The 22,649-nt window shown below is 43.8% G+C and carries 22 protein-coding genes; 19 read left to right on the top strand and 3 right to left on the bottom strand.

The window, feature by feature from the left end:
- The first annotated feature begins 2 nt into the window (after nt 1-2).
- The 15 genes from IGI73_RS10665 to IGI73_RS10595 all read left to right on the top strand — a co-directional run bounded on the left by IGI73_RS10665 (nt 3) and on the right by IGI73_RS10595 (nt 17,043).
- Nucleotides 3-998 (top strand): helix-turn-helix domain-containing protein, encoded by a 996-nt coding sequence (locus tag IGI73_RS10665; protein WP_159160880.1) that lies wholly within the window; start codon nt 3-5, stop codon nt 996-998.
- Nucleotides 992-2,374, top strand: a complete 1,383-nt coding sequence (locus IGI73_RS10660; RefSeq protein ID WP_428207068.1) for a RecQ family ATP-dependent DNA helicase — start codon at nt 992-994, stop codon at nt 2,372-2,374. Before IGI73_RS10665 ends, IGI73_RS10660 begins: the two co-directional genes overlap by 7 nt.
- Before the next feature lie 72 nt (nt 2,375-2,446).
- Nucleotides 2,447-3,070, top strand: a complete 624-nt coding sequence (locus IGI73_RS10655) for a LysM peptidoglycan-binding domain-containing protein (protein WP_015510072.1) — start codon at nt 2,447-2,449, stop codon at nt 3,068-3,070.
- A 105-nt stretch (nt 3,071-3,175) separates the two neighbouring features.
- The gene (cmk, locus tag IGI73_RS10650; protein ID WP_428207069.1) at nt 3,176-3,847 is read left to right on the top strand and encodes a (d)CMP kinase; all 672 of its coding nucleotides are present in this window, start codon (nt 3,176-3,178) and stop codon (nt 3,845-3,847) included.
- Nucleotides 3,848-4,059: 212 nt separating this feature from the next.
- Nucleotides 4,060-5,274: a 30S ribosomal protein S1 gene (rpsA, locus tag IGI73_RS10645; protein ID WP_005229333.1), complete on the top strand. Its 1,215-nt coding sequence runs from the start codon at nt 4,060-4,062 to the stop codon at nt 5,272-5,274.
- A 163-nt stretch (nt 5,275-5,437) separates the two neighbouring features.
- Nucleotides 5,438-6,748, top strand: coding sequence for a ribosome biogenesis GTPase Der (der, locus tag IGI73_RS10640; protein WP_005231911.1), 1,311 nt, complete (start codon nt 5,438-5,440; stop codon nt 6,746-6,748).
- A 234-nt stretch (nt 6,749-6,982) separates the two neighbouring features.
- Nucleotides 6,983-7,258 (top strand): HU family DNA-binding protein, encoded by a 276-nt coding sequence (locus tag IGI73_RS10635; RefSeq protein ID WP_003126821.1) that lies wholly within the window; start codon nt 6,983-6,985, stop codon nt 7,256-7,258.
- A gap of 567 nt (nt 7,259-7,825) precedes the next feature.
- Nucleotides 7,826-9,514, top strand: coding sequence for a dihydroxy-acid dehydratase (ilvD, locus tag IGI73_RS10630; RefSeq protein WP_428207070.1), 1,689 nt, complete (start codon nt 7,826-7,828; stop codon nt 9,512-9,514).
- Between the two features lie 2 nt (nt 9,515-9,516).
- A complete protein-coding gene (ilvB, locus tag IGI73_RS10625; RefSeq protein ID WP_428207071.1) occupies nt 9,517-11,217 on the top strand; it encodes a biosynthetic-type acetolactate synthase large subunit in 1,701 nt (566 codons plus the stop codon).
- Between the two features lie 4 nt (nt 11,218-11,221).
- Nucleotides 11,222-11,698, top strand: coding sequence for an acetolactate synthase small subunit (gene ilvN, locus IGI73_RS10620; protein ID WP_005229349.1), 477 nt, complete (start codon nt 11,222-11,224; stop codon nt 11,696-11,698).
- Between the two features lie 50 nt (nt 11,699-11,748).
- Nucleotides 11,749-12,738, top strand: coding sequence for a ketol-acid reductoisomerase (gene ilvC, locus IGI73_RS10615; RefSeq protein ID WP_005229350.1), 990 nt, complete (start codon nt 11,749-11,751; stop codon nt 12,736-12,738).
- 11 nt (nt 12,739-12,749) lie between these two features.
- Nucleotides 12,750-14,003, top strand: a complete 1,254-nt coding sequence (gene ilvA, locus IGI73_RS10610; protein ID WP_005229352.1) for a threonine ammonia-lyase IlvA — start codon at nt 12,750-12,752, stop codon at nt 14,001-14,003.
- A 163-nt stretch (nt 14,004-14,166) separates the two neighbouring features.
- Nucleotides 14,167-15,216, top strand: coding sequence for a hypothetical protein (locus IGI73_RS10605; RefSeq protein WP_005229354.1), 1,050 nt, complete (start codon nt 14,167-14,169; stop codon nt 15,214-15,216).
- Complete coding sequence (locus IGI73_RS10600) at nt 15,217-16,476, top strand: tetratricopeptide repeat protein (protein ID WP_005229356.1); 1,260 nt, start codon at nt 15,217-15,219, stop codon at nt 16,474-16,476.
- 9 nt (nt 16,477-16,485) lie between these two features.
- Nucleotides 16,486-17,043 carry a YpiB family protein gene (locus tag IGI73_RS10595; RefSeq protein WP_005229358.1) on the top strand — a complete coding sequence of 186 codons (558 nt, stop codon included), beginning with the start codon at nt 16,486-16,488 and terminating at the stop codon, nt 17,041-17,043.
- Nucleotides 17,044-17,090: 47 nt separating this feature from the next.
- On the opposite strand, the gene IGI73_RS10590 is transcribed toward IGI73_RS10595, so the two are convergent.
- Entirely contained in the window at nt 17,091-17,996 is a 906-nt protein-coding gene (locus IGI73_RS10590) for a YitT family protein (RefSeq protein ID WP_428207073.1), read from the bottom strand.
- 137 nt (nt 17,997-18,133) lie between these two features.
- Here IGI73_RS10590 and IGI73_RS10585 point away from each other — a divergent pair, with 137 nt between their 5' ends.
- The 4 genes from IGI73_RS10585 (at nt 18,134) to IGI73_RS10570 (ending at nt 20,587) form a co-directional block, all read left to right on the top strand.
- Nucleotides 18,134-18,484 (top strand): nucleotide pyrophosphohydrolase, encoded by a 351-nt coding sequence (locus IGI73_RS10585; RefSeq protein ID WP_005231912.1) that lies wholly within the window; start codon nt 18,134-18,136, stop codon nt 18,482-18,484.
- Entirely contained in the window at nt 18,471-19,685 is a 1,215-nt protein-coding gene (locus tag IGI73_RS10580) for a CCA tRNA nucleotidyltransferase (RefSeq protein WP_005229364.1), read from the top strand. The genes IGI73_RS10585 and IGI73_RS10580 overlap by 14 nt, the downstream gene beginning before the upstream one ends.
- 7 nt (nt 19,686-19,692) lie before the next feature.
- The gene (locus IGI73_RS10575) at nt 19,693-20,061 is read left to right on the top strand and encodes a thioesterase family protein (protein ID WP_005229366.1); all 369 of its coding nucleotides are present in this window, start codon (nt 19,693-19,695) and stop codon (nt 20,059-20,061) included.
- A 67-nt stretch (nt 20,062-20,128) separates the two neighbouring features.
- Nucleotides 20,129-20,587: a hypothetical protein gene (locus tag IGI73_RS10570; protein ID WP_005229368.1), complete on the top strand. Its 459-nt coding sequence runs from the start codon at nt 20,129-20,131 to the stop codon at nt 20,585-20,587.
- Between the two features lie 34 nt (nt 20,588-20,621).
- Here IGI73_RS10570 and IGI73_RS10565 read toward each other — a convergent pair whose 3' ends face one another.
- A complete protein-coding gene (locus IGI73_RS10565) occupies nt 20,622-20,897 on the bottom strand; it encodes a hypothetical protein (RefSeq protein ID WP_005229370.1) in 276 nt (91 codons plus the stop codon).
- 143 nt (nt 20,898-21,040) lie between these two features.
- On the bottom strand, nt 21,041-22,435 hold the full coding sequence (locus IGI73_RS10560; RefSeq protein ID WP_428207074.1) for a Y-family DNA polymerase: 1,395 nt from the start codon (nt 22,433-22,435) through the stop codon (nt 21,041-21,043).
- Nucleotides 22,436-22,649: the final 214 nt, after the last annotated feature.

Genomic DNA, 22,649 nt, shown 5'->3' with positions numbered 1-22,649 from the left:
ATATGGATTCTTTTATTTTAGCGCTGTTTTCTGATACTGACAAGCTGCGCCCATCAACACTTTATCAAATTCTCATTGGTAAGCGTACTAGCTCTGTCTTGAGTTATGCCTTTTTTTATGATCGCTTAGGTCTCTTTCAATCGTTGCCCCAGTTGAATGAGAAAGCGTATCAACAGACGCTCGCTGACTTGATCCAACGAGGGGCTCTAAGTCGAGATTCAGATGGTCTGCTGCTCAAAACGACCGCTAGAAACAGCCAGCAGCCAGGTGAACGATTGTTGCGTTATGCGAATTACTTTCGTTATGGACGAACGACGGAGGAGGCTTGGCGTTTTGTTCGGCTGCTGGTTCAAGCAGCTGCGTATCAAGGCGTGACCAATCAGTATATTCCCGTTGAAAACACGCCACTCTATACAGAACCTGTCCGTCAGCTGATCCGTCACAATCCTGACATCAAAAAGTGCCTGTATCAAGAGCTATCAGCAATTTTTGACCAGCTTCCCGCAGAAATGGCAGATTTTTTAGCGGGCACCTTATCTGGTCCAGATATTCTAGGGCAGGCGTTTTTTCAGCTTTTACCAGAAAATGTTCAAAGTAAGCCTTGGGACACTCTTTATGTAGGAGCTTCGATCCATCAATTTTTAACCTTGATCGAAAACACGCCCCAGACGATCCTGTTTCGAGGATTGTCGCCTTTTCTGAAGAGAAATTTAAACCAAAGCATGGTGGAAAGCCGAGCATTGTTTTTGCGAGGCGATTCTGTCGAGCAGATTATGGAAAAAAGAAGGATCAAACGAGGAACTGTTAATGATCATTTGATTGAGTGGGCATTGCTTGATCCCACGTTTCCTTTTCAGCGCTTTGATACAGCGTTGTTGAAAAAGCTGCCAGAAGCTTCTTGGAAAAATAGCTATCAAGAATTACAGGCGCTTCTTACGACTGATTTTTTGACGATTCGTTTGTTACAGATTGCTCAGAAGCGGGGGATTCGATGTTAGAAGATGCACTGAATCAGTATTTTGGTTTCAAAACATTCCGCCAAGGACAAAAAGAAGTCATCGAAAGTGTTTTAGCACAGCAAGATACGTTAGCGATTCTGCCTACTGGGAATGGCAAAAGTCTGTGCTATCAGCTGCCAGGGTACCTAGTAGACGGGATCGTGATCATTATCTCGCCGTTAGTCTCTTTGATGGAAGATCAAGTCTACGGCTTACAAAAGCAAGGGGAAAAACACGCGATTGCGTTTAATAGTCAATTGGACCTTGCTGATCGCCAGTATGTGATGCAGCATTTGCAAAAGTACAAGTTTTTGTTTTTAAGTCCAGAAATGATCGTACAAGAAGCTGTTTTGCATCAATTGGAACAGGTTAAGATCGCCATGCTCGTGGTGGATGAAGCCCATTGTGTTTCGCAATGGGGCATTGATTTTCGACCAGAGTACTTGCAGCTTGGTGAAGTAAAGAAACGCTTGAAGGCACCCGTCACATTAGCCTTGACGGCTACTGCAACAGCACAAGTGGAAGCAGACATACGGCAAGTATTGTTAGCAAAGAACGCCAATGTCTACCGTTATTCGATGAACCGCAGCAATATCGGCTTGTTCGTAGAGCAAACGACAGACAAAGATGCGGCATTATCAGACTATCTCAGCCGCTTAGGCGGGGCTGGGATCATCTACTGTTCCACAAGAAGCAAAGTCGAAGAAGTCTATAACAAACTGCGTCAGCGCTATTTGGTAGGCTATTATCATGGTGGTCTCGCGAGTGATCAAAGAAAAACGTTGCAGCAGCAGTTTTCTCAGAATAAATTAAAATTACTCGTTGCTACCAATGCCTTTGGGATGGGGATCAATAAGGAAGATATTCGCTTTGTGATCCATTATGATCTACCTGATTCGTTAGAGAATTACAGTCAAGAAATCGGGCGAGCTGGTCGTGATGGCAAACAAAGCAATGCGATTTTGCTTTATCAGGAATATGATGAGCAGATCCATTACTTCTTTCAGCGAGAAAATAAAGAAGAACGCCTTGCTTTAGAACGAATGGTTCAGGAGAAGAGGAAAGAACCCTTGACACCGTTGCAAGAAAAGTGGCAGCAAAAAATGAAAGAGTTGGGGACTTCCTTTTGGCTGGAAACATTAAAACGCAATGAACAGCAAAAACAAGAACAATTACAGAAAATGTTGGCTTATATTCATTTTACAGGTTGTCGCCGACAATTTTTACTGGCGCATTTCGGAGAGGAAGCCCAGGAGAATCCTTATTGTTGCGACAATGACGGGATCGAAATAGCGGGTGAAGAACAGCTGCCCGAGAAAAAGGAAGCCCATCATTGGCAGGAACGTTTAATAAAAATTTTTAAAGATATAAATTGAATCGTATTTTGTAGGACAGTTTTTATTTACCTATGGTATAATACATCGGAAGGAAACTAGGAGGGAATACGAGTGAGCAAGAAAGACAATGACTACAATTCAGAAAATCAAGAACCGTGGGAACAACCAATCTATGATACAGAATACGATGATTCTGCATCAAGATCCCAACAAAGAAAACAAAAGCGTGGGAATTCACTCTTTTTGACGATCGTTTTAGTTTTGCTTTTCTTGATCGTGGCAATTCCGGTTGGTGCCGGTATTTGGGTATTGAACCATAACAATGATGCCCCAACCACAGCAAGTTCGAGCAGTACTGTAGAAAGTACGACAGAGTCTTCAACAACCGAATCATCAACGACGGAATCATCCACTACGGAATCGACAAGTGAAACGAGTTCGTCAACAAGTGAATCAAGTTCTTCATCAAGTAGCAGTAGTTCTGCACCAGCTTCAACGACGCCATCAAGTAGTGAACCGGCGCAACAAGAAAACAATGCGGGACAAGAGAATACGCAAACTGATCAAGGTCAAGGCGCAACTGGTACTGAGGAATACACGACAGTCCAAGCTGGCGAAGGTCCTGAACAAGTGGCAGCCCGTACAGGCATCTCAGTTGAAACCCTATATCAATTAAATGGGATTGATCCAAACAACTACATGCTTTACCCTGGCGACACCTTACGAATTAAATAAAAAACCGCTTTGGCGGTTTTTTTTCTTGAAAGAAAGAAGCCAAGGTGGGCGATAAGCAGAAACGATGAAGGAATACACATCGTTGGGAAACGAGGAGTAAGAAAAATGAAAAAAATCAACATCGCTATTGATGGTCCTGCGTCATCTGGGAAAAGCACAGTGGCAAAAATCATCGCGAATGACCTGGGATTTATTTATACGGATACTGGTGCCATGTATCGAAGCATCACGTATTTAGCTTTAAAAAAGGGCTGTTCACTTGAAGATGAAGCGGCGATCGCTGCTTTGATCGATCAATACCCCATCACTTTTGAACCGACTGAACACGGTCAAGAGGTCTTTGCAGGAGGAGAGCAAGTCACAGAAGCGATCCGTCATCCAGAAGTAACCAACGCAGTTTCGAAGGTGTCGGCATACCCTGCGATCCGCGAAAAACTCGTCCAACAACAGCAGATGATCGCTAAAGATGGCGGTGTCGTGATGGATGGCCGCGATATTGGTACGGCGGTTTTACCACAAGCAGAAGTCAAGATTTTTCTGGTAGCAAGTGTGGAAGAACGCGCACAGCGCCGTTTTAAAGAAAATCAGCAAAAAGGGATCAAAACCGATTATGAGACGTTGAAAGAAGAGATCCAGCAAAGAGATTATCTGGATTCTCACAGAGAAGTCTCCCCTTTGAAACAAGCGGAGGATGCGGTTCGAATCGATACGTCTGGTTTAACGATCGAGCAAGTCGTCGAAGCAATCAAAAAAACCATCAAAGAAAAAATTGATTAACAAAAACAATGGGTGTTCCCCATTGTTTTTTTATTTTTCGAAACCAAAAGATGAAAGTGAGTAAGAAAACAGAGGTGAAAAGACTTTTTTAACGAAAAAACCGTAGTTTTTTAGGAAAATAAGAGAAATCGCTTTATTTTTTTTTCATTCTATTTTAAACTAAAAGATGTAGTGCAATTATTGCAGAATTGTTGGTTAGGAGGACATGAGAGATGACAGAATTTGAAAATAATCAGGTTGAGAGTGGAAATGAATCAATGGAAGCCGCTTTAGACAATTTCCAAGAAGTAAAAGTTGGAGATATCGTTAAAGGTGAGGTATTGGCCATTGAGGATAAACAAGCGATCGTAGGGATCGAAGGCGCCGGCGTTGAAGGCGTTGTTCCTGCAAAAGAATTATCAACTTTACCTGTTGAAGACATCAACGAAGCAGTCAAAGTTGGGGATGTCTTAGAATTGGTTGTGATTTCAGCAATTGGTAAAGACAAAGAAAACGGCAGCTATCTCCTTTCTAAACGTCGCTTAGACGCGAAAAAAGTTTGGGAAGATATCGAAAAAGATTTCCAAGAAGGAAAAATCATTGAAGCACCAGTCACCAACGTCGTTAAGGGCGGGTTAGTGGTTGATGTAGGTGTTCGTGGGTTTGTCCCAGCATCAATGGTCGAAGACCATTTTGTTGCGGATTTCGAAGATTACAAAGGGAAAACATTGACCTTCAAAATCGTTGAGATCGAGCCTTCAGAAAACCGTTTGATCCTTTCTCATAAAGCAGTTGTCGAAGCAGAAAAAGCAAAACAAAAAGAAGCTTTATTAGCTGATTTATATGAAGGACAAGAAGTAGAAGGAAAAGTAGCGCGTTTGACCGACTTTGGTGCCTTCGTAGACCTTGGCGGCATCGATGGACTTGTCCATGTCTCTGAAATTTCTCATGGACATGTTGGCAAACCGAGTGATGTTTTATCTGTTGGCGATACCGTCAATGTGCGTATCTTATCTGTTGATGCAGACAAAGAACGTGTGTCACTTTCGATCAAAGACACATTGCCTGGACCTTGGACCAATATTGAAGAGCAAGCGGCTGTTGGCAGTGTCTTGACGGGGACTGTTAAACGCTTGACAAGCTTCGGTGCGTTTGTGGAAGTCTTCCCAGGTGTTGAAGGGCTGATCCATATTTCACAAATCTCCCATAAACACATTGCGACACCACATGAAGTCTTACAAGAAGGTGATGAAGTGCAAGTGAAAGTGCTTGAAGTGAACCCTTCAGAACACCGAATCGCATTAAGTATCAAAGCATTAGAAAAAGCCGAAAACACCAATGAAACACAAGAGGTTTCAGAGGACGACTATCAATTGCCAGAAGAATCAACTGGTTTTACTATGGGTGATATCTTAGGTGATGCCTTAAAAGACAGCGACGAAGAGTAATTGTATGCCATCAGCTTATAACGATTCGATGTTTGAATTTGTTATAAGCTGGTTTTTTGTTTGCCAGGAAAGCTTGCAACTTTCCATGGCTTTAGGTAAACTAAGTAAGATTGAATACAAGAAGCAGCGTACAAGGACTGCTTTTTTAAATGGAGGGTAAAAAATGTCAAATCCAACAATAGCGATCGTTGGACGTCCGAATGTGGGGAAATCGACCATTTTCAACCGGATAGCTGGAGAACGAATTTCGATCGTTGAGGATACTCCAGGAGTGACCAGAGATCGTATTTATGCCACCGGTGAATGGCTAGGCCGTGAGTTTAGCGTGATCGATACAGGTGGGATCGATTTAAGTGATGAGCCGTTTATGGATCAAATCAAGCATCAAGCAGAAATCGCCATCGATGAAGCAGATGTCATTGTTTTTATTACGAGTGCTCGTGAAGGAGTAACCGATGCTGATGAGCTTGTGGCTCGTTTGCTGTACAAAAGCAACAAACCCGTGATTTTAGCCGTCAACAAAGTTGATAATCCCGAGATGCGTACCGACATCTATGAATTTTATGGTTTGGGTCTAGGCGATCCATACCCAATCTCAGGAAGTCATGGATTAGGGATCGGGGATGTTCTTGATGAAGCAGTCAAACACTTCACCAATGAAGCAGAAGAAGAAGATGATTCCATCATCAAGTTTAGTTTGATTGGTCGTCCAAATGTCGGTAAATCCTCTTTGATCAATGCAATTCTAGGGGAAGAGCGAGTGATCGTTTCTGATATCGAAGGAACGACTCGTGATGCGATCGATACCCATTTTACCAGCGAAAGCGGTCAAGAGTTTACCATGATCGATACCGCCGGCATGCGTAAAAAAGGGAAGGTCTACGAGTCTACTGAAAAATACAGTGTGATGCGGGCGATGCGGGCCATTGAACGCTCAGACGTCGTCTTGATGGTCTTGAACGCCGAAGAAGGGATTCGCGAGCAAGACAAACGGATCGCTGGCTATGCCCATGAAGCAGGCCGTGGAATCATTATTGTTGTCAATAAATGGGATACATTGAAAAAAGAAACGAATACGATGCGTGATTTTGAAGAAGAAATCAGAGATGAATTCCAATATTTGGATTACGCGCCAATCATTTTTGTTTCCGCAGTGACGAAACAGCGCTTGAATAAGCTGCCGCAATTGATTGAAGAAGTCAGCATGAATCAAAACATGCGTATTCCATCTGCGTTGTTGAATGACGTCATTATGGACGCTGTGGCGATCAACCCAACCCCAACAGACAAAGGCAAACGTTTGAAGATTTTTTATGCGACGCAAGTAGCTGTCAAACCGCCAACTTTTGTTATTTTTGTCAACGAAGAAGAACTGATGCATTTCTCTTATGCACGTTTCTTAGAAAATCAAATCCGCAAGGCATTCACTTTTGAAGGAACGCCGATTCGGATCATTCCTCGCAGAAGAAAATAGAGATTTTATCATACTTTGTTTCTTTTTACAAAGAAATCTGTCCTTTTCTAGAAAAATGGGAAAAAACCAAAAAAAAACCCCCTAAAAACGTTAAAATCCTTGATATTACAAGGTTCTTATGATAACGTTATATCAGAATATTGATGGTAATCAATATTTGACAAAAACCTTGGACCACTCAAGATTTTTGTTGATGCATGACATCAAAAAAAATATCAGGAGGTGAAACCATCCATGGCAAATAAAGCAGAATTAATCGAAAAAGTTGCAGCAGCTACTGACTTAACTAAGAAAGACGCAACTGCAGCAGTAGACGCTGTATTCTCAACAATTCAAGACGCTTTAGCTAACGGTGAAAAAGTTCAATTGATCGGCTTTGGTAACTTTGAAGTTCGTTCTCGTGCAGAACGCAAAGGACGCAACCCACAAACTGGTGAAGAAATCAAGATCCCTGCTAGCAAAGTACCTGCATTCAAACCAGGTAAAGCTCTTAAAGACGCAGTGAAATAATTGAGTCTTGTAGAAACCCTTGAGTAATCAAGGGTTTTTTCTTTTGTCTAACTAGGAACTGCCACTATGCAGGCGGATCGAATGGGAAAAGAAACGGTTATTATTGTCAGAAAATTCAAAAATATTTTTTGTTTTTCTTTTGAGCTAAAAAAAACAAGGGTTGCGGGCACACCTTAATTCTCAAGCAAGAATAAAGGTGATTTAAAAGTCATTTTTATCAAAAGAAGCAAGCGATTAAATGACATCTAATGTGAGAAAGGGTTCCTTGGAATTGTCATTATTGAAAAAAAATTCAGAAAATTCGTTGACAAGTGTTTTTGCAAAGGGTATATTGGTAAACAATTACAAGAACGTTACTATTTCTAATGAAGGAGCCATTTTCTATGCGCAATTTTAATCAATATTTATTAGTCATTATTATTGATACCAGGACTTAGAACACGGAAGCAAAAATTATCCGTTTGTTTGAGTCCTATTTGCGTAAGTAAAATGGGATTCTGGCAAAGCATCCCAGTTTTTTATAACCGGGATGCTTTTTTTTATTCCAAAATGCAGGAGATGATGAGTGTGAGAAGTGATCAGATTAAAAAAGGGATCGATGCAGCGCCAGCTAGGAGTCTGCTCTATGCCACAGGACAAGTAAAAAATATCCATGACATGAACAAGCCATTTATTGCGATATGTAATTCCTATATCGATATTGTGCCTGGACATGTGCATTTACGGGAGTTAGCAGATATCGCTAAGGAAGCGATTCGTGAAGCTGGCGGCATCCCTTTTGAGTTCAATACGATCGGTGTGGATGATGGCATTGCGATGGGCCATATTGGCATGCGTTATTCGCTACCCAGCCGAGAATTGATCGCTGATTCCGCAGAAACCGTGATCAATGCTCACTGGTTTGACGGCGTATTTTATATCCCGAATTGCGACAAGATCACTCCTGGCATGATTTTAGCAGCGATGCGGACGAACGTACCGGGGATCTTTTGTTCTGGGGGTCCGATGAAAGCCGGTATTGATCCACGGGGCCACCAGATAACATTGTCTTCCATGTTTGAAGCCGTGGGGACTTACAAGACTGGCAACATGACGAAAGAAGACTTTGAATTTATGGAGCAAAATGCCTGTCCGACTTGCGGTTCCTGTGCAGGGATGTTTACTGCCAATTCAATGAACTGTCTCTTAGAGATCTTAGGATTGGCAATGCCAGGCAATGGTACGATTCTTGCCGTGTCTGAAGAACGACGAGAACTAGTTAGACAAGCCGCCTTTAAGTTGATGGATCTTGTTGAAAAACAAGTGAAACCTCGAGACATCGTGACCAAAGAAGCTATTGATGATGCCTTCGCTTTAGACATGGCGATGGGGGGGTCCACCAACACAGTGTTGCATACCTTAGCGATCGCCAATGAAGCTGAGATCGACTATGACTTAAGACGGGTCAATGAAATCGCTAAAAGAGTGCCTTATCTCTCAAAAATCGCGCCATCATCAGCCTATTCGATGCACGATGTTCATGAAGCTGGCGGCGTTTCGGCAATCATAAGGGAGCTTTGTGATATCGAGGGAGCGATTCATCCTGATCGACCGACTGTCACAGGCAAGACGTTACGAGAAAATGTCGCTGAAGCGAAGATCCATAACGAAGAAGTTATTCATACCAAAGAAAACCCGTATAGTCCTGTGGGTGGTCTATCGATCTTGTACGGTAATATCGCCCCAGAAGGCAGTGTTATCAAGGTCGGTGGGGTCGATCCAAGTGTCCAAGTGTTCAAAGGCAAAGCGATCTGTTTTGATTCACATGATGAAGCAGTTGCTGCCATCGACAATCATACCGTACAAAAAGGACATGTTGTAGTGATCCGCTATGAGGGACCAAAAGGAGGACCAGGTATGCCAGAAATGTTGGCGCCTACCTCAAGCATCGTTGGACGTGGGTTAGGCAAAGATGTCGCCTTGATCACCGATGGTCGCTTTTCAGGAGCGACCCGAGGAATCGCCGTTGGCCATATTTCGCCAGAAGCCGCTGCAGGGGGGCCATTAGGCCTTGTCAACGATGGCGATGAAATCATTATCGATTTACCAAATCGAACGCTGAATCTGCAAGTATCCGATGAAGAGCTTGCCCAGCGTGCGCAAGAACGACCGAAGTTTCGTTCAAAAGTGAAAAAAGGATGGCTTGCACGTTATACCGCTTTAGTGACTTCTGCCAATACGGGCGGGATTATGCGAGTACCTGATGAGGAGGAGTAGCAATGGAAAATATCGAGTATCAAGCATCGCATCTAAGGACTGGCGCACAAGTATTAGTGGACAGCTTACAAGAGCAAGGCGTCGAAATGATCTTTGGCTATCCGGGCGGCGCCGTCCTGCCGTTATATGATCAATTATATGATGCAGCGATTCCGAATATTTTGACGCGTCACGAGCAAGGCGCGATCCACGCCGCTGAAGGCTATGCCAAAGCTACTGGCAATGTTGGGGTCGTTTTAGTGACGAGCGGACCAGGTGCTACAAATGTCGTCACGGGCATTGCCGATGCTATGAGTGATTCCGTACCATTGGTAGTTATCACGGGACAAGTGGCGGTACCAGGAATTGGCAAAGATGCCTTCCAAGAGGCGGATATTCTGGGTATCACGTTGCCGATCACGAAGCACAACTACCAAGTCCGCTGTGTCGATGAGCTGCCAAAAGTGATCGCTGAAGCCTTCCATATCGCTTCCACAGGGCGAAAAGGACCGGTTGTCATCGACCTTCCGAAAGATATTACATTACAAGAAACCGCTGAAACCTGCTCATTGCCGATCACAAGGAAAAGTTATCAGCCGACGGCAGAGCCATCCCGTCTGCAAATCGAAAAACTGATGCAAGTCTTGGAAAAAGCTCAGCGACCAGTGGTACTGGCGGGTGCAGGCGTGATCGCTGCCGAAGCTGCGGCTGAACTAAATGCATTTATTGCCAAGTACAAGTTGCCGACAGTGACAACGTTGCTTGGCTTAGGCTTACTGCCAAGTGATCATCAATTTTTCTTAGGCATGGGCGGTATGCATGGCACCTATGCGGCGAACATGGCTTTATCAGAAGCCGATTTGATTATCAATATCGGCTCTCGCTTCGATGATCGCTTAGCAACGGCCGGCAGTCAGTTCGGCAAGCAGGCGATCGTTGCTCATATCGATATTGACCCAGTGGAGATCGGCAAGATCGTAACGACAAAGATCCCAATCGTCGGCGATGCCAAGGCTGCTTTGCAGCAAATGCTGCGGTACCCACCAACAAGAGGAACCTGGGCGACTTGGTTGGATCTATGTCAAAAACGGAAAAAGGAAAAACCTTATCGCTATGATCACACTCAGACACAAGAAATCAAACCACAAAAAGTCATCGAAGAAGTAGGGCGTTTGACCAAAGGAGAGGCTTACGTCATCACCGATGTTGGTCAGCATCAAATGTGGGTCGCGCAGTATTATCCTTTTCGCTTTCCCAAACAATTGATCACCAGTGGCGGACTAGGGACGATGGGCTATGGCATCCCTGCAGGAATCGGCGTTCAATTTGCTCATCCAGAAAAAATGGTCGTGGTGTTCGTTGGCGATGGTGGATTTCAAATGACGAACCAAGAATTTGCGATTTTGAATGAGTATGGCTTGAATGTCAAATTTGTGTTATTGAACAACTGCTCTTTAGGAATGGTTCGCCAATGGCAAGAAACATTCCATGGCAAGCGGCGCTCTGCCTCCGTTTTTGCGCAGCAGCCTGATTTTGTCAAACTGGCACAGGCTTATGGCATTGAAGGCTGTCGGATCGATGCCCCAGAGCAACTGGTTGATCAATTGGCAGCAGCTTTTTCTCAAGCAGGGCCGCAGCTGATCGAAGTAATGGTCTCACCATCTGAGCATGTGCTGCCGATGATCCCACCGGGGAAAGCCAATCATGAAATGATGGGGGTCTAAGGGGATGAAACGGGTATTAGCAGCAATCGTCCATAATGAAGCAGGTGTTTTGAGCCGTATCACGAGTGTCTTGAACCGTCGTCAAGTCAATATCGAGAGTATCTCTGTCGGTACGACAGAACGACCAGAGTTTTCACGTATGACGATCATTGTCAACGTGAACGATTTGGCAGAAACAGAACAAGTGACTAAGCATCTGAACAAGCAGATCGATGTCTTGAAGGTTTCTGATATTACAGAAGTTCCTCATATCGAACGGGAGCTGGTGCTGATCAAAGTCAATGCGCCAACCACAAGCCGTTCGGAGATCCAAGCAGTGATCGATCCATTTCGAGCACACATTGTCGATGTGGCACTAAAAACAATCGTTGTGCAAGTTGCTGGCGATACGAAAAAGGTAGAAGCGTGCATCGAGGTTTTACGTCCATACGGCATCAAACAATTGGCACGGACGGGTGTCACTGGCTTTACAAGAGGGTAAGTGCAATTTTGAATTGCTTAAAATAAAGAAAGAATTCGGAGGAAACAAGTATGGTAAAAGTATATTACAACGAGGAAGTTACAGATAATTTAGGAGACAAGAAGATTGCGATCGTCGGCTACGGCTCTCAAGGGCACGCTCATGCGCAAAATTTACGGGACACAGGTCATGAAGTCTTTATCGGCATTCGTGAAGGAAAATCAGCGGAAGCCGCAAGAAACGATGGATTTGAGGTTTTCCCAGTAGCCGAAGCCGTTCAAAAAGCGGATGTAGTCATGATCTTGGCACCCGATGAGATCCAAGGATCGTTGTATAAAAATGAGATCGAACCGAATCTTTCTGCGGGCAATGCATTAGCATTTGCTCATGGTTTCAATATTCATTTTGATGTGATCGCGCCACCAAAAGAGGTGGATGTTTTTCTAGTTGCGCCAAAAGGACCAGGTCATTTGGTGCGTCGAACCTTTACCGAAGGGTTTGCGGTACCAGCCTTGTTTGCAGTTTATCAAGATGCGACTGGTAACGCACAAGCAACGGCTTTATCCTATGCAAAAGGCATCGGTGCCACACGGGTCGGCGTTTTGGAAACGACCTTTAAAGAAGAGACCGAAACCGATCTTTTCGGTGAGCAAGCCGTACTTTGTGGCGGTTTGACCAGTATGATCGAAGCGGGCTTTGAAACATTGGTAGAAGCGGGGTACCAACCGGAATTGGCTTATTTTGAAGTTTGTCATGAATTGAAACTGATCGTTGACTTGATTTATGAAGGAGGCTTCAAAAAAATGCGCCATTCGATCTCGAATACGGCTGAGTATGGTGACTACGTTTCTGGTGCTCGGGTGATCACTGCACAAGCCAAAGAAAACATGAAAGCCGTATTGACAGACATCCAAAACGGCCAATTTGCGAAAGGATTCATTGAAGACAATCAAAACGGCTTCCCTGAATTCCATAAAATGCGTGAGGAAAACGGCAATCATCAAATTGAAAAAGTCGGCAGCGAGTTACGGAAAATGATGCCGTTTGTTGCGAAAGATTAGGAGGGACGCGTTTGTTGGTGACAGTTTCTGCAATCGAACAAGCCTACGAGCGACTGCGGGGAGCAGTTAGTCATACGCCGCTGCAGTATGATCGCTTTTTATCTGAGAAGTATCAAGCGACGGTCTTGTTGAAGCGAGAGGACTTGCAAAAAGTCCGCTCCTTCAAATTACGCGGTGCCTACTATGCGATCACCCAGGCAGATCCTGAACTGACTCGTCGTGGCGTCGTCTGTGCCAGTGCCGGAAACCATGCGCAAGGTGTTGCTTATACCTGTCAAGAACAGCAGATCCGAGCGGTTATTTTCATGCCGACAACGACGCCACAGCAAAAAATCGCGCAAGTCCTCTTTTTCGGTGGAGATTATGTCAAAATCGAATTGGTGGGAGATACGTTTGATGCGGCAGCCCAAGCGGCTAAACACTTTGCAAAAGAACAGCAAATGGCTTTCATTGCTCCCTTTGACGATCCTAATATTATCGCAGGACAAGGAACCGTTGCTGTGGAGATGCTGGCGGATGCTGAAAAAAAACAAGTAACGATCGATCTGGTCGTGGCAGCGATTGGCGGGGGCGGCTTGATCAGCGGAACCGCAGCCTATTTGAAAGAAAAGCAACCGAAGATAAAAGTTGTTGGAGCAGAACCTGTAGGGGCAGCCTCGATGCAAGCCGCCTTTGATCATCAAGGACCAGTGGCACTGGAGCATATTGAAACCTTTGTGGATGGTGCAGCGGTCAAACAAGTCGGAGCTCAAACCTATGCCCATGCCAAACGCTACGTGGATCAATTGGTAGCTGTGGAAGAAGGCGCAATCTGTCAAACGATTCTGGAATTGTACAGCAAGCAAGCGATCGTCGCTGAACCAGCTGGTGCCTTGAGTGTGGCAGCTTTGGATCTGATCAAAGAGCAAATCAAAGGCAAAACAGTCGTCTGTATTGTGAGTGGCGGTAACAATGATAGTTCCCGTATGGCAGAGATCGAAGAGAAATCACTGATCTATCAAGGATTGAAACATTATTTTATCGTCAATTTCCCACAACGTCCCGGTGCGTTGAAGGAATTTGTTAGCCATGTATTAGGTCCCGATGATGATATCACTAGGTTTGAATATACAAAAAAAATCAATCGTGGAACAGGACCAGTAATGCTGGGAATCTTGTTGAAACACAAAAAAGATCTCCCCGCATTACTGTCACGAATTGAACAGTTTGACAAAAACTATATTAACCTTCAGCAAAATCAATCACTCTACTCACTTTTGGTTTAAGAAAAAACATGATTTTCCTTTGGAAGAAGAGGAAATCATGTTTTTTGCTTTTTATCGGATCGTTGAACCAATCACAGGAAAATACTTCCTAATCATTAGCGATTTAGTAGGTGTTTAAGCTCCTTCTTGTTATAATAGGAAGTAGTAGCAAAGGAGTGAGCCGATGGAAGCTGTTTTTTTCCGAAATGAACAAGAAACCCAAATTTCTTATGGTGAAACACTAGCATCGGTCATGAGAGAACAGTCGATCGAGCCGCAGCAGGTGATCATTTTGACGAATCAGCGCTATTATGACCGCTTTTCAGAAAAATTGACCCGCCTGTTTTTGCCACGAGAGGTCAATTGGTATATTTGTACCAATCAAATGTATTGCAACAACTTTAGCGAGTTTAAAGCTGCAATGGATTTCTTCGGTCGCTTTTCAAAACAAGAGCCGCTGTTGATCGTCGGTTTTGGGAATGAAGGCGTGTTGGCATTGAGCAGTTTTATCCACGCGACGTCGGTTCTGACGACACAGCTTTGGCTGATTCCCGTTTCCTTGCGGGCCTTAGCTAAAAGTGTGAAAGAAACAGCGATCGTTGTGAAAAAGCCAGATATCCCGATGCTGGAAAATCCTAATACACCCGAATTTGTTATTTACGATCAGACGATCGCAGAAAAACAGATCGATGGGAAATTGGTCGATTTTTTGACTCTGATTCGTTGTGGCGTGCTTGCCGATAGTGAGTTTTTAAAAGAGCTTTATCGAACCTATCCCAGTCATCAGGCGTTGATGAGACATTCGTTGGCTGCGTATACCGATCGGTTGATCCAACTATACCAGCAATCAGGCAGCGAATTGGAGGAGTTTGGCCAACTCTTTGCTGATGCTGCTTATCGAACGGAAAATGGGCACTTGCTGTCTGATGCGATGAAATTATTCTTTGGCTTTTTGTTTCATTTTATGTGGACCGTCCAGCAGCAGCAATTGACTGTCGATCTGCCCGTGTTCTGCCAATGGCTTGCCCGATTGGGTTTTCCTATCGAATTGCCCGAGTCTTTTTCATTAAGCGAATATTTCAGTCATGTACTGGAATTGCAGCAAAAAGAAAAAAAACTGTTATTTTTGGCAAAAGTTGGTACAATAGGGGGCAGAACAAAAATCGAGGAAAAAGATCTCGTCCAGACGATGGAGACTTATCAGCGATTAATCAATGAGATTCGAGGGGTTTAAATGGAAACATATAGTGAAAAAATGTTAAAAGCATTAGCCGCGGAAGAACTGGCTGAAGCACAATTAAATTTTACCGAAGCTCTGCAAAAAGATGATGATGAGACATTAGGCGCTTTAGGTGATGAACTATTGCAGATCGGCTTTTTGGAAGAGGCGAAAACGTTATTTGAAACCTTGCAGCAACGACATCCTGATAATGAAGCTTTGCTGCTTCCTTTAGCAGAAATTGCGATGGAAGAAGACCAGATCGAAACGGCTTTTGCCTATATTGATCAAATACCACCGACCAGTGAAGCGTATTTGCAAGCCTTGCTATTGAGTGCGGATCTTTACCAATTGATCGGTATCCCTGAAGTTAGTGAAGCCAAACTAAAAGAAGCGCAAAGCATTGTGCCAGATGAACCTTTGATACGGTTTGCCTTAGCTGAGTTAGCCTTTTCGACTGATCGCTATCAAGAAGCCGTTGACCTTTATCAAGGATTGCTGGAAGAAGAAATCACGGATATTTCGGGGATCTCGATCGTTGAACGGACTGGTACATCATTGAGTATGGCGGGCAAGTTTGAAGAGGCATTGGAATATTTTGAAGCAAGCCTAGAAGACGAACAGACCGATGAGCGTCTTTTTCAAACAGCTTTAGTCTATTTGCAGCTAAAAGAAAATGAACAAGCGATTCGCTACTTGCAGCAGTTGCGGGTCATGAATCCGCAATACCGTGCCTTGTATCTTTATCTTGCAGAAGCATTGCAAGAAGAAGAGCAGCTGGAAGAAGCGCAGCGTGTGATCGAAGAAGGGATTCATGAAGATCCATATCAAGTGGATTTCTATCATTTTGCTGCCGAGAATGCTTATCGACTTCATGACAGTGAAGCAGCAGAATCATTTTTACTAAAAGCATTGGAGACTGGTGACAAAGAAGATGATACGTTACTGACCTTAAGTAATTTATACTTGAATGAAGAGCGTTGGCAAGAAGCGATCTTGACCATCGAACGAATGGAAGACAATGAGCAGCCGCATGCCCTTTGGAATTTGGCGCAAGCGTATAATGCGCTGGAAGATTTTGACAAAGCAGCAAACTATTACGAAGAAGCCAATGCTGATTTGCACCATGAGCCAGCATTTATGAAAGAATATGGCATTTTCTTACGTGAAGAAGGGCGTTTACCTGAAGCACTTCATTTGCTGCAACATTATTTGGCGCATGAGCCAGGTGATTTAGAAGTACAGTCGATCGTGGAGGACTTATTAGAAAGATAGGTGAGAGAAATGAACATCAATGTACAAGAAAAGAAAAAGTTTCTTAATTGGTTAGTTTCGACCGTTTCCTTCAGCCGCCGAGAAGTCTCTTGGGTGTTAAACTATCTGGCGAACCATGAAGCGATCTTGACCAATGTTCATTTTGTAGAAGGGGCAGCCGCAGCCAAACGGGGCTTGAGTGTCCGCAGTACAGAAATTGGGGGCGAACCGTTTGTCTTGAGCATCGAAGGGCAGACCTTTTATGACATTGATCAGATTTTTCATGAGATTCGCATGAATTGGAAACAACCCTTGTATCTTGAATGTCTCTTCCCAGATTCTTGGTCGCAATCCTTTTATTTAGCAGTTTTAGAAGACAATCCTTATGAACGTTGGAACGACCACTTGGATCAAGAAATGACCCAACATGTTACTCAGTATCTTGAAAAAGAAGAAACAAAAACCAAAATCGATACCTTGTATCGGCAAATCGATCTAGCCTTGGAAAATGGGGATCGTGATGCCTTCTTAGAACTTTCCGATGAAGTAAATCGACACTTGCTCCAGCAAAAAGAAGAAAGCCGGTAACAAGCAAAAAGCAGCCCTTTAACCGGGGCTGCTTTTTTCAGTCTCTATTATTTTGTTTTAGAAACAGCGGTTTTGCGCTGTAAGAACCGCGACTTAGGTCTTAAGTAGGTAAAGCCTTCACCTTCGACTTCATGGACATTAATGACAGAAACAAACGCTTGCGGATCAAAGTCATGAACGATGCGCTTGACTTCAGAAATCTCCCGCCCGCTGACCACCATATAAATGATTTGTTTCGACACTCTTGAGTAAGCCCCTTCGCCCTGTAAAAACGTGACGCCTCGTTCTAATTCATCCATTAAAACAGGAGCCATCTCTTCGCTGTGATTGCTGATCACTAAGATCCCTTTGGCTGAATAGCCGCCATCTAGGATCGAATCGATCACGCGAGTGAAGACATAAGAAAAAATCAAGGTATACATCATGCGGTTCAAATCTATATAAGTCAAAGAAAGCAACAGGACGAACACATCAAAGATCAAAAGCGAACGACCGATCGTCACCCCAAAGTTTTTCTCTAAAATACGTGCCAATACATCGACTCCACCAGTCGTTCCCCCGACTTTGTAGACGATCCCACTACCGATCCCTGCAATCAAACCAGCCAAGAGCGCAACGATCAGCAGATCGTGCTGCAGATCGATCAACAGGGGAACATTCTGCCAAAATGCCAACCAAAAAGACAAACCAAAAGTTCCTAAAATCGTATACACTAATGAGCGTCGACCAAGAATTTTGCCACCGATCAAAATGATCGGAATATTTAAGATCAGTGTACTGATGGCAGGATTGATTCCCCATAAGGCTCGCAGGATCAAGGTGATCCCCGTCACACCGCCTTCTGCTAAGTCATTTGGGATATTTAGATAGACTAGACCGAAGCCATAGATACTTGTACCAAAAATAATCAAAACAATATCGCGAATCGTTCGCCATGAAAAAAATGCCCGCATCCTGTTTCCTCCGTTATTCAACTTCCACAAGTATCAATGTAGCACGAAATCATTGAATGCACAACAAATCCTGAAGGGGGCTCTATCTAGGCAGGCAGCCATTCTTTTGGTAAGATAAACGAGAAAGGGTGGAGAAAATGACAGAAAAACGTTCTTTGGCATCGATGCAAGAAGAAGTCGATGCGTATATTCAGCAATTCAAAACTGGCTATTTCAGCCCCCTCGCCCAAATGGCTCGTTTGACCGAAGAAGTCGGCGAATTGGCGCGAGAAGTGAATCACTATTACGGGGAAAAAAATAAAAAAAGCGATGAAGTTGAAAAAACAGTGGCAGAAGAGCTCGGTGATGTACTCTTTGTGACGATGATCATGGCCAATTCACTAGACATCGACCTGACTGAAGTGTTTGAGGAAAATATGGCAAAATTCAATCAGCGGGATGCGTATCGTTTTGAAAGAAAAGATGGGAAAGTAAATGAAACTGACTAAACTACCAAAAGAATTTGCAGAAGCTGCACCGCTTTTAAAAAAAATCGAAGCCGCAGGCTATGAAGCATACTTTGTCGGCGGCAGCGTGCGAGACACAATCTTAGGCCAGCCGATTCATGATGTCGATATTGCTACCAGTGCATTTCCAGCCGAAATCAAGGCACTTTTTCCTCGAACCATTGACATTGGCATCGAGCATGGGACGGTGTTGGTTTTGTGGGAGCAGGCGCAGTATGAGATCACTACGTTTCGAACGGAAGCAGCCTATCAAGATTACCGCAGACCCGACAAAGTGGATTTTGTCCGTTCCCTGAAAGAAGATCTAAAACGGCGGGACTTTACCATCAATGCGTTGGCACTTCAAGAAGATGGTGTCATCATTGATCTTTTCGATGGTCTGGCAGATATCGATAATCAGATTTTACGAGCAGTGGGTCACCCCCAGGAACGTTTCCATGAGGACGCCCTACGAATGATGCGGGGGCTGCGTTTTGTCAGTCAATTGGGCTTTGTTTTAGAAACAGAAACATTGGCTGCTATCCATGCGAATCATGCTTTGTTGGGAAAAATCTCTGTTGAACGGATCATGATTGAATTCGTGAAATTGCTGTTAGGCAATCATCGGAACCAAGCACTACGGGCGCTAGTAGAAACCGAATGCTATATCTATTGCCCAGGCTTGCGGGAATACGGTGAGGCGTTACTGCGGATGGCAGATCTGCCAGCGATTCCATTAGAAAATGAAACGGCGGCCTGGGTTTTGCTCATTGACCAAATGGGTTTAGCGCCAGAGGCAGTCCGCAGCTTTTTAAAAGCTTGGAAATGTTCCAATGACTGCATCCGCCAAGTACACACGGCTTATCAAGCACTGCTCGCGCGTCGAAACGGCGAATGGAATGACCTAGTGTTGTATCAGTTCGGTCTAGAAGCAACCTGTTTAGCCGAAGGATTATTGCGTTATGACAATCAGCCCAACGATCCAGCAAAAATCAGTCAGCGCTATCAGCAGCTGCCGATCCATTCACTGAAGGAGTTGGCGATCAATGGACGTGATTTACTACAAACGATCGATCGTTCTTCTGGTCCGTGGCTCAAAGAAGTCTTGACCGCTGCCGAAGCTGCAGTCATCACACGAAAAATCCCTAATGAAAAAGAAGCACTATTAGCGTTTGTCCAAGCGTATTTAGCAAAGGAGGGATAACTGAAAAATGGAAAGCAAAAAAGAATTTATCGTGGGACAGCAAGACACTGCGGCTGTTTTGGGTTCTGGGGGATTAGACGTTTTAGCAACCCCACGATTGGTAGCAATGGTGGAAAACACCTGTTGGGAAGCCCTTGAGCCTACTTTAGATAAAGGGTTTACTACCGTCGGTACAAAGTTTTCGATCAATCATTTGAAGCCTTCACCAGTTGGAGCGACAATCACAGTTCTTGTGCAGTGGGAAAAAGAACAGGGGCTCCAATTTCATTATCAGGTAATAGACGCGAAACAACAGATCATTGCCAATGGGACGCATCAACGAGCAGCAGTGGAAATCTCTCGGTTCATGAAAAAAGTCAACGAAAAACAAAGTTAATTTGTGTCCCGATGGCGACTATGTGTTAGAATTAAAGTGTATTACTAATAAAAAGGAGCGTTTTGTCATGGCTAGAGAAATGAAAGCTTTAAAATTTTATTTCCGTAATGGAGAAACATGGACGATTGAGCGCCGTTACATCGGTGACTTGTGGATCAAACAAATCACGACCAGTTTTGGCCGCATCCACGGAAGCGAATTTGTTGAGATTCATCCATGTGCTGGGTTCAAAATTGAAATCTTCCAAGAAGGCGATCATGTGGCAACGCATGACATCAACTTAGGTGGGCTTGAATTAGGGATGTTTGCCCGTGCGTTGAAATATGAAGATATCGAACGGATGGAAATTCTTTACCGTAACGGTACACCGGATCTTGTGTATTTCCCATATAAGGACAAAGATACGGAAGGATTGGATAACGTATACCAATCAACAAAAATCAGTGAGAAAACGAAGAGCCTTTATATCGTGATCGACCCGAACCAGACAGTCGATGATGTTTATAAAGAACATTTCGAAGAATAAGAAAAACGCAGAACCAGTTGGTTCTGCGTTTTTTTTAGAATGATTCTTGGAACATATCCGTATACTTTTTTAATAAAAGATAATCTTCGGCATATTCATCTTTTAAAACGATCGTATCGCCAAAAAAACTCTTACGCGCATGTTGGATGATACGATGCTGAATATCTTTTTCTAAAAGATAATCGATCTCAGACTGTTTCAGGTTTTGTGCAGCAGTCGCCCGATTCTTTTCTAAATATTGCAGCAAATCGTACTCAAGGTGTCCCGCACCGTTGATGACTCGTTTGTATTCGATTTTGTCAATTTTCATCTGCTCACACTCCTTGCTATTAAAGTACCTTAGAAAAGAACAAAGGGGGAGGTGGGCGAATCGAAATTACATAAATCTTTAAAAAATGGACCGTTTGTTAATGTTATCTTAAGATTTGTCAGCAAAAAGGAAAGAAAAACGAATCAAGTGCCAGTATTTTTCGAACCATCAGCAAACGGTTCTTTTTCCTTTTGCGGATGGACGGGTCCTATATTAGCGATCCCATCTAGACCACCGGCATGTCCGCCGACTAATTTGCTGCGAGCAATGGCGCGAGCGCCTTCCATTCGGCTTGTGGCATGAACGATCGAAGTGAAGCCATATTTCTCACGAATCTTATCGATGATCAAATCTAATTTACGCTGGCGCAACTGCGTTTCTGCTTGCTCAAAAAGATCCAGCTGGACATTTTCTGTATAAACCAATTTTGAATAGGTAATACCAATGTGGCGAACGACTTGCCCCGTATAAAATTTTCGAAAGAGAAACAGGCAATGAGCGACAAGTTTGCGGGTATTGTCAGTTGGCGGGATCTTCATTTGTCGGGAAAAACCAGAGGCAGTTTCACCAAAGGCTACGCCGATGTAAACATTGATACAAGCGGTCTGACAATGATGACGGCGAATCCGAGCGGCAACTTGCTCCGCCATTTCCTTGATGACGATCTCGATTTCTTCTTGTAAATAATAATTGCGATGTAGGACTTGGCTATTGCCGTAGCTTTTTTCCATCACTTGTGGTGTCGGTTCAGATAAAATCGTGCGATCAATGCCATGGGCGTGATGATAGAGCTGCTCGCCAATGATCCCCATGCGACTGCGTAAAAGATCAGGACTAGCGTGAGCCAATTGCTCGATCGTTTCAATCCCCATCAAGTGAAGTCGTTTTTCTGTGCGCCGACCGATCCCCCAAAACTCTGTCATAGGGGCGATCTGCCAAACTTTTGTCGGTACATCGTCATAGGTCCATTCAGCGATCAAGGAACGATTGTGTTTGGATTCGTTATCTAAAGCTAGTTTTGCTAACAATGGATTGTCGCCAATGCCGATGGTGACATACAATTTCGTTGTTTCGTAAATGTCTTTTTGAATTTGCTGGGCAATCAACCAACGTTTTTCTTCGCGAGAGATCGTTTTATCGGGAATGAAAAGATCCAATGTACGGGTCAGATCCATCATCGTTTCGTCGATCGAATAGAGCAGCAAGTCGTCTTGTCCAACATATTTGCGAAAGACATTATTGACTTTGGTATTTTCTTTGATATAAAAACTCATACGCGGCGATGCTTTGTACAAATCGGGATGTGTCGGCAGGTTGTCATTGCGAGTCACATTTGAAATCCCCAATACCGATTTTGCCTTTGGGGAAGCTGCTAAGACTAAGCCGTTACCAGTATTGTCAGAATGTGACATGACGACCAGCATCGCTTGGATAGGGTCTAACCCGCGAGAGATGCATTCGACAGAAGCATAAAAACTTTTGACATCGATAAATAAGATATCGCGTTTTGGCTCGAGCGCATAATTAAAACCACCCATTTTTATCACTCCTTACCGAGATTATACGAACGTTTGTTCTTTTTTGTCAAGCGAACAGGAGTGGATGAGGGGGATTTGTTTTTTTATAGAGAGATTATTTTTGTTTTATAATGATGGGAAACATTGGTTTATAAGGAATACATTCATTTCAGATTATCAGAATTCGATTGGACATACATACGGGGTTTTGTCTTTTTACCCGAAAAACGGATAA

Origin of the sequence: Enterococcus sp. DIV0755f (genome assembly GCF_051713725.1) — a bacterium.
GTDB lineage: Bacteria > Bacillota > Bacilli > Lactobacillales > Enterococcaceae > Enterococcus_D > Enterococcus_D casseliflavus.
The sequence above is the reverse complement of the archived record's forward strand: the minus strand, read 5'-3'. Positions and strand labels throughout refer to the sequence as shown.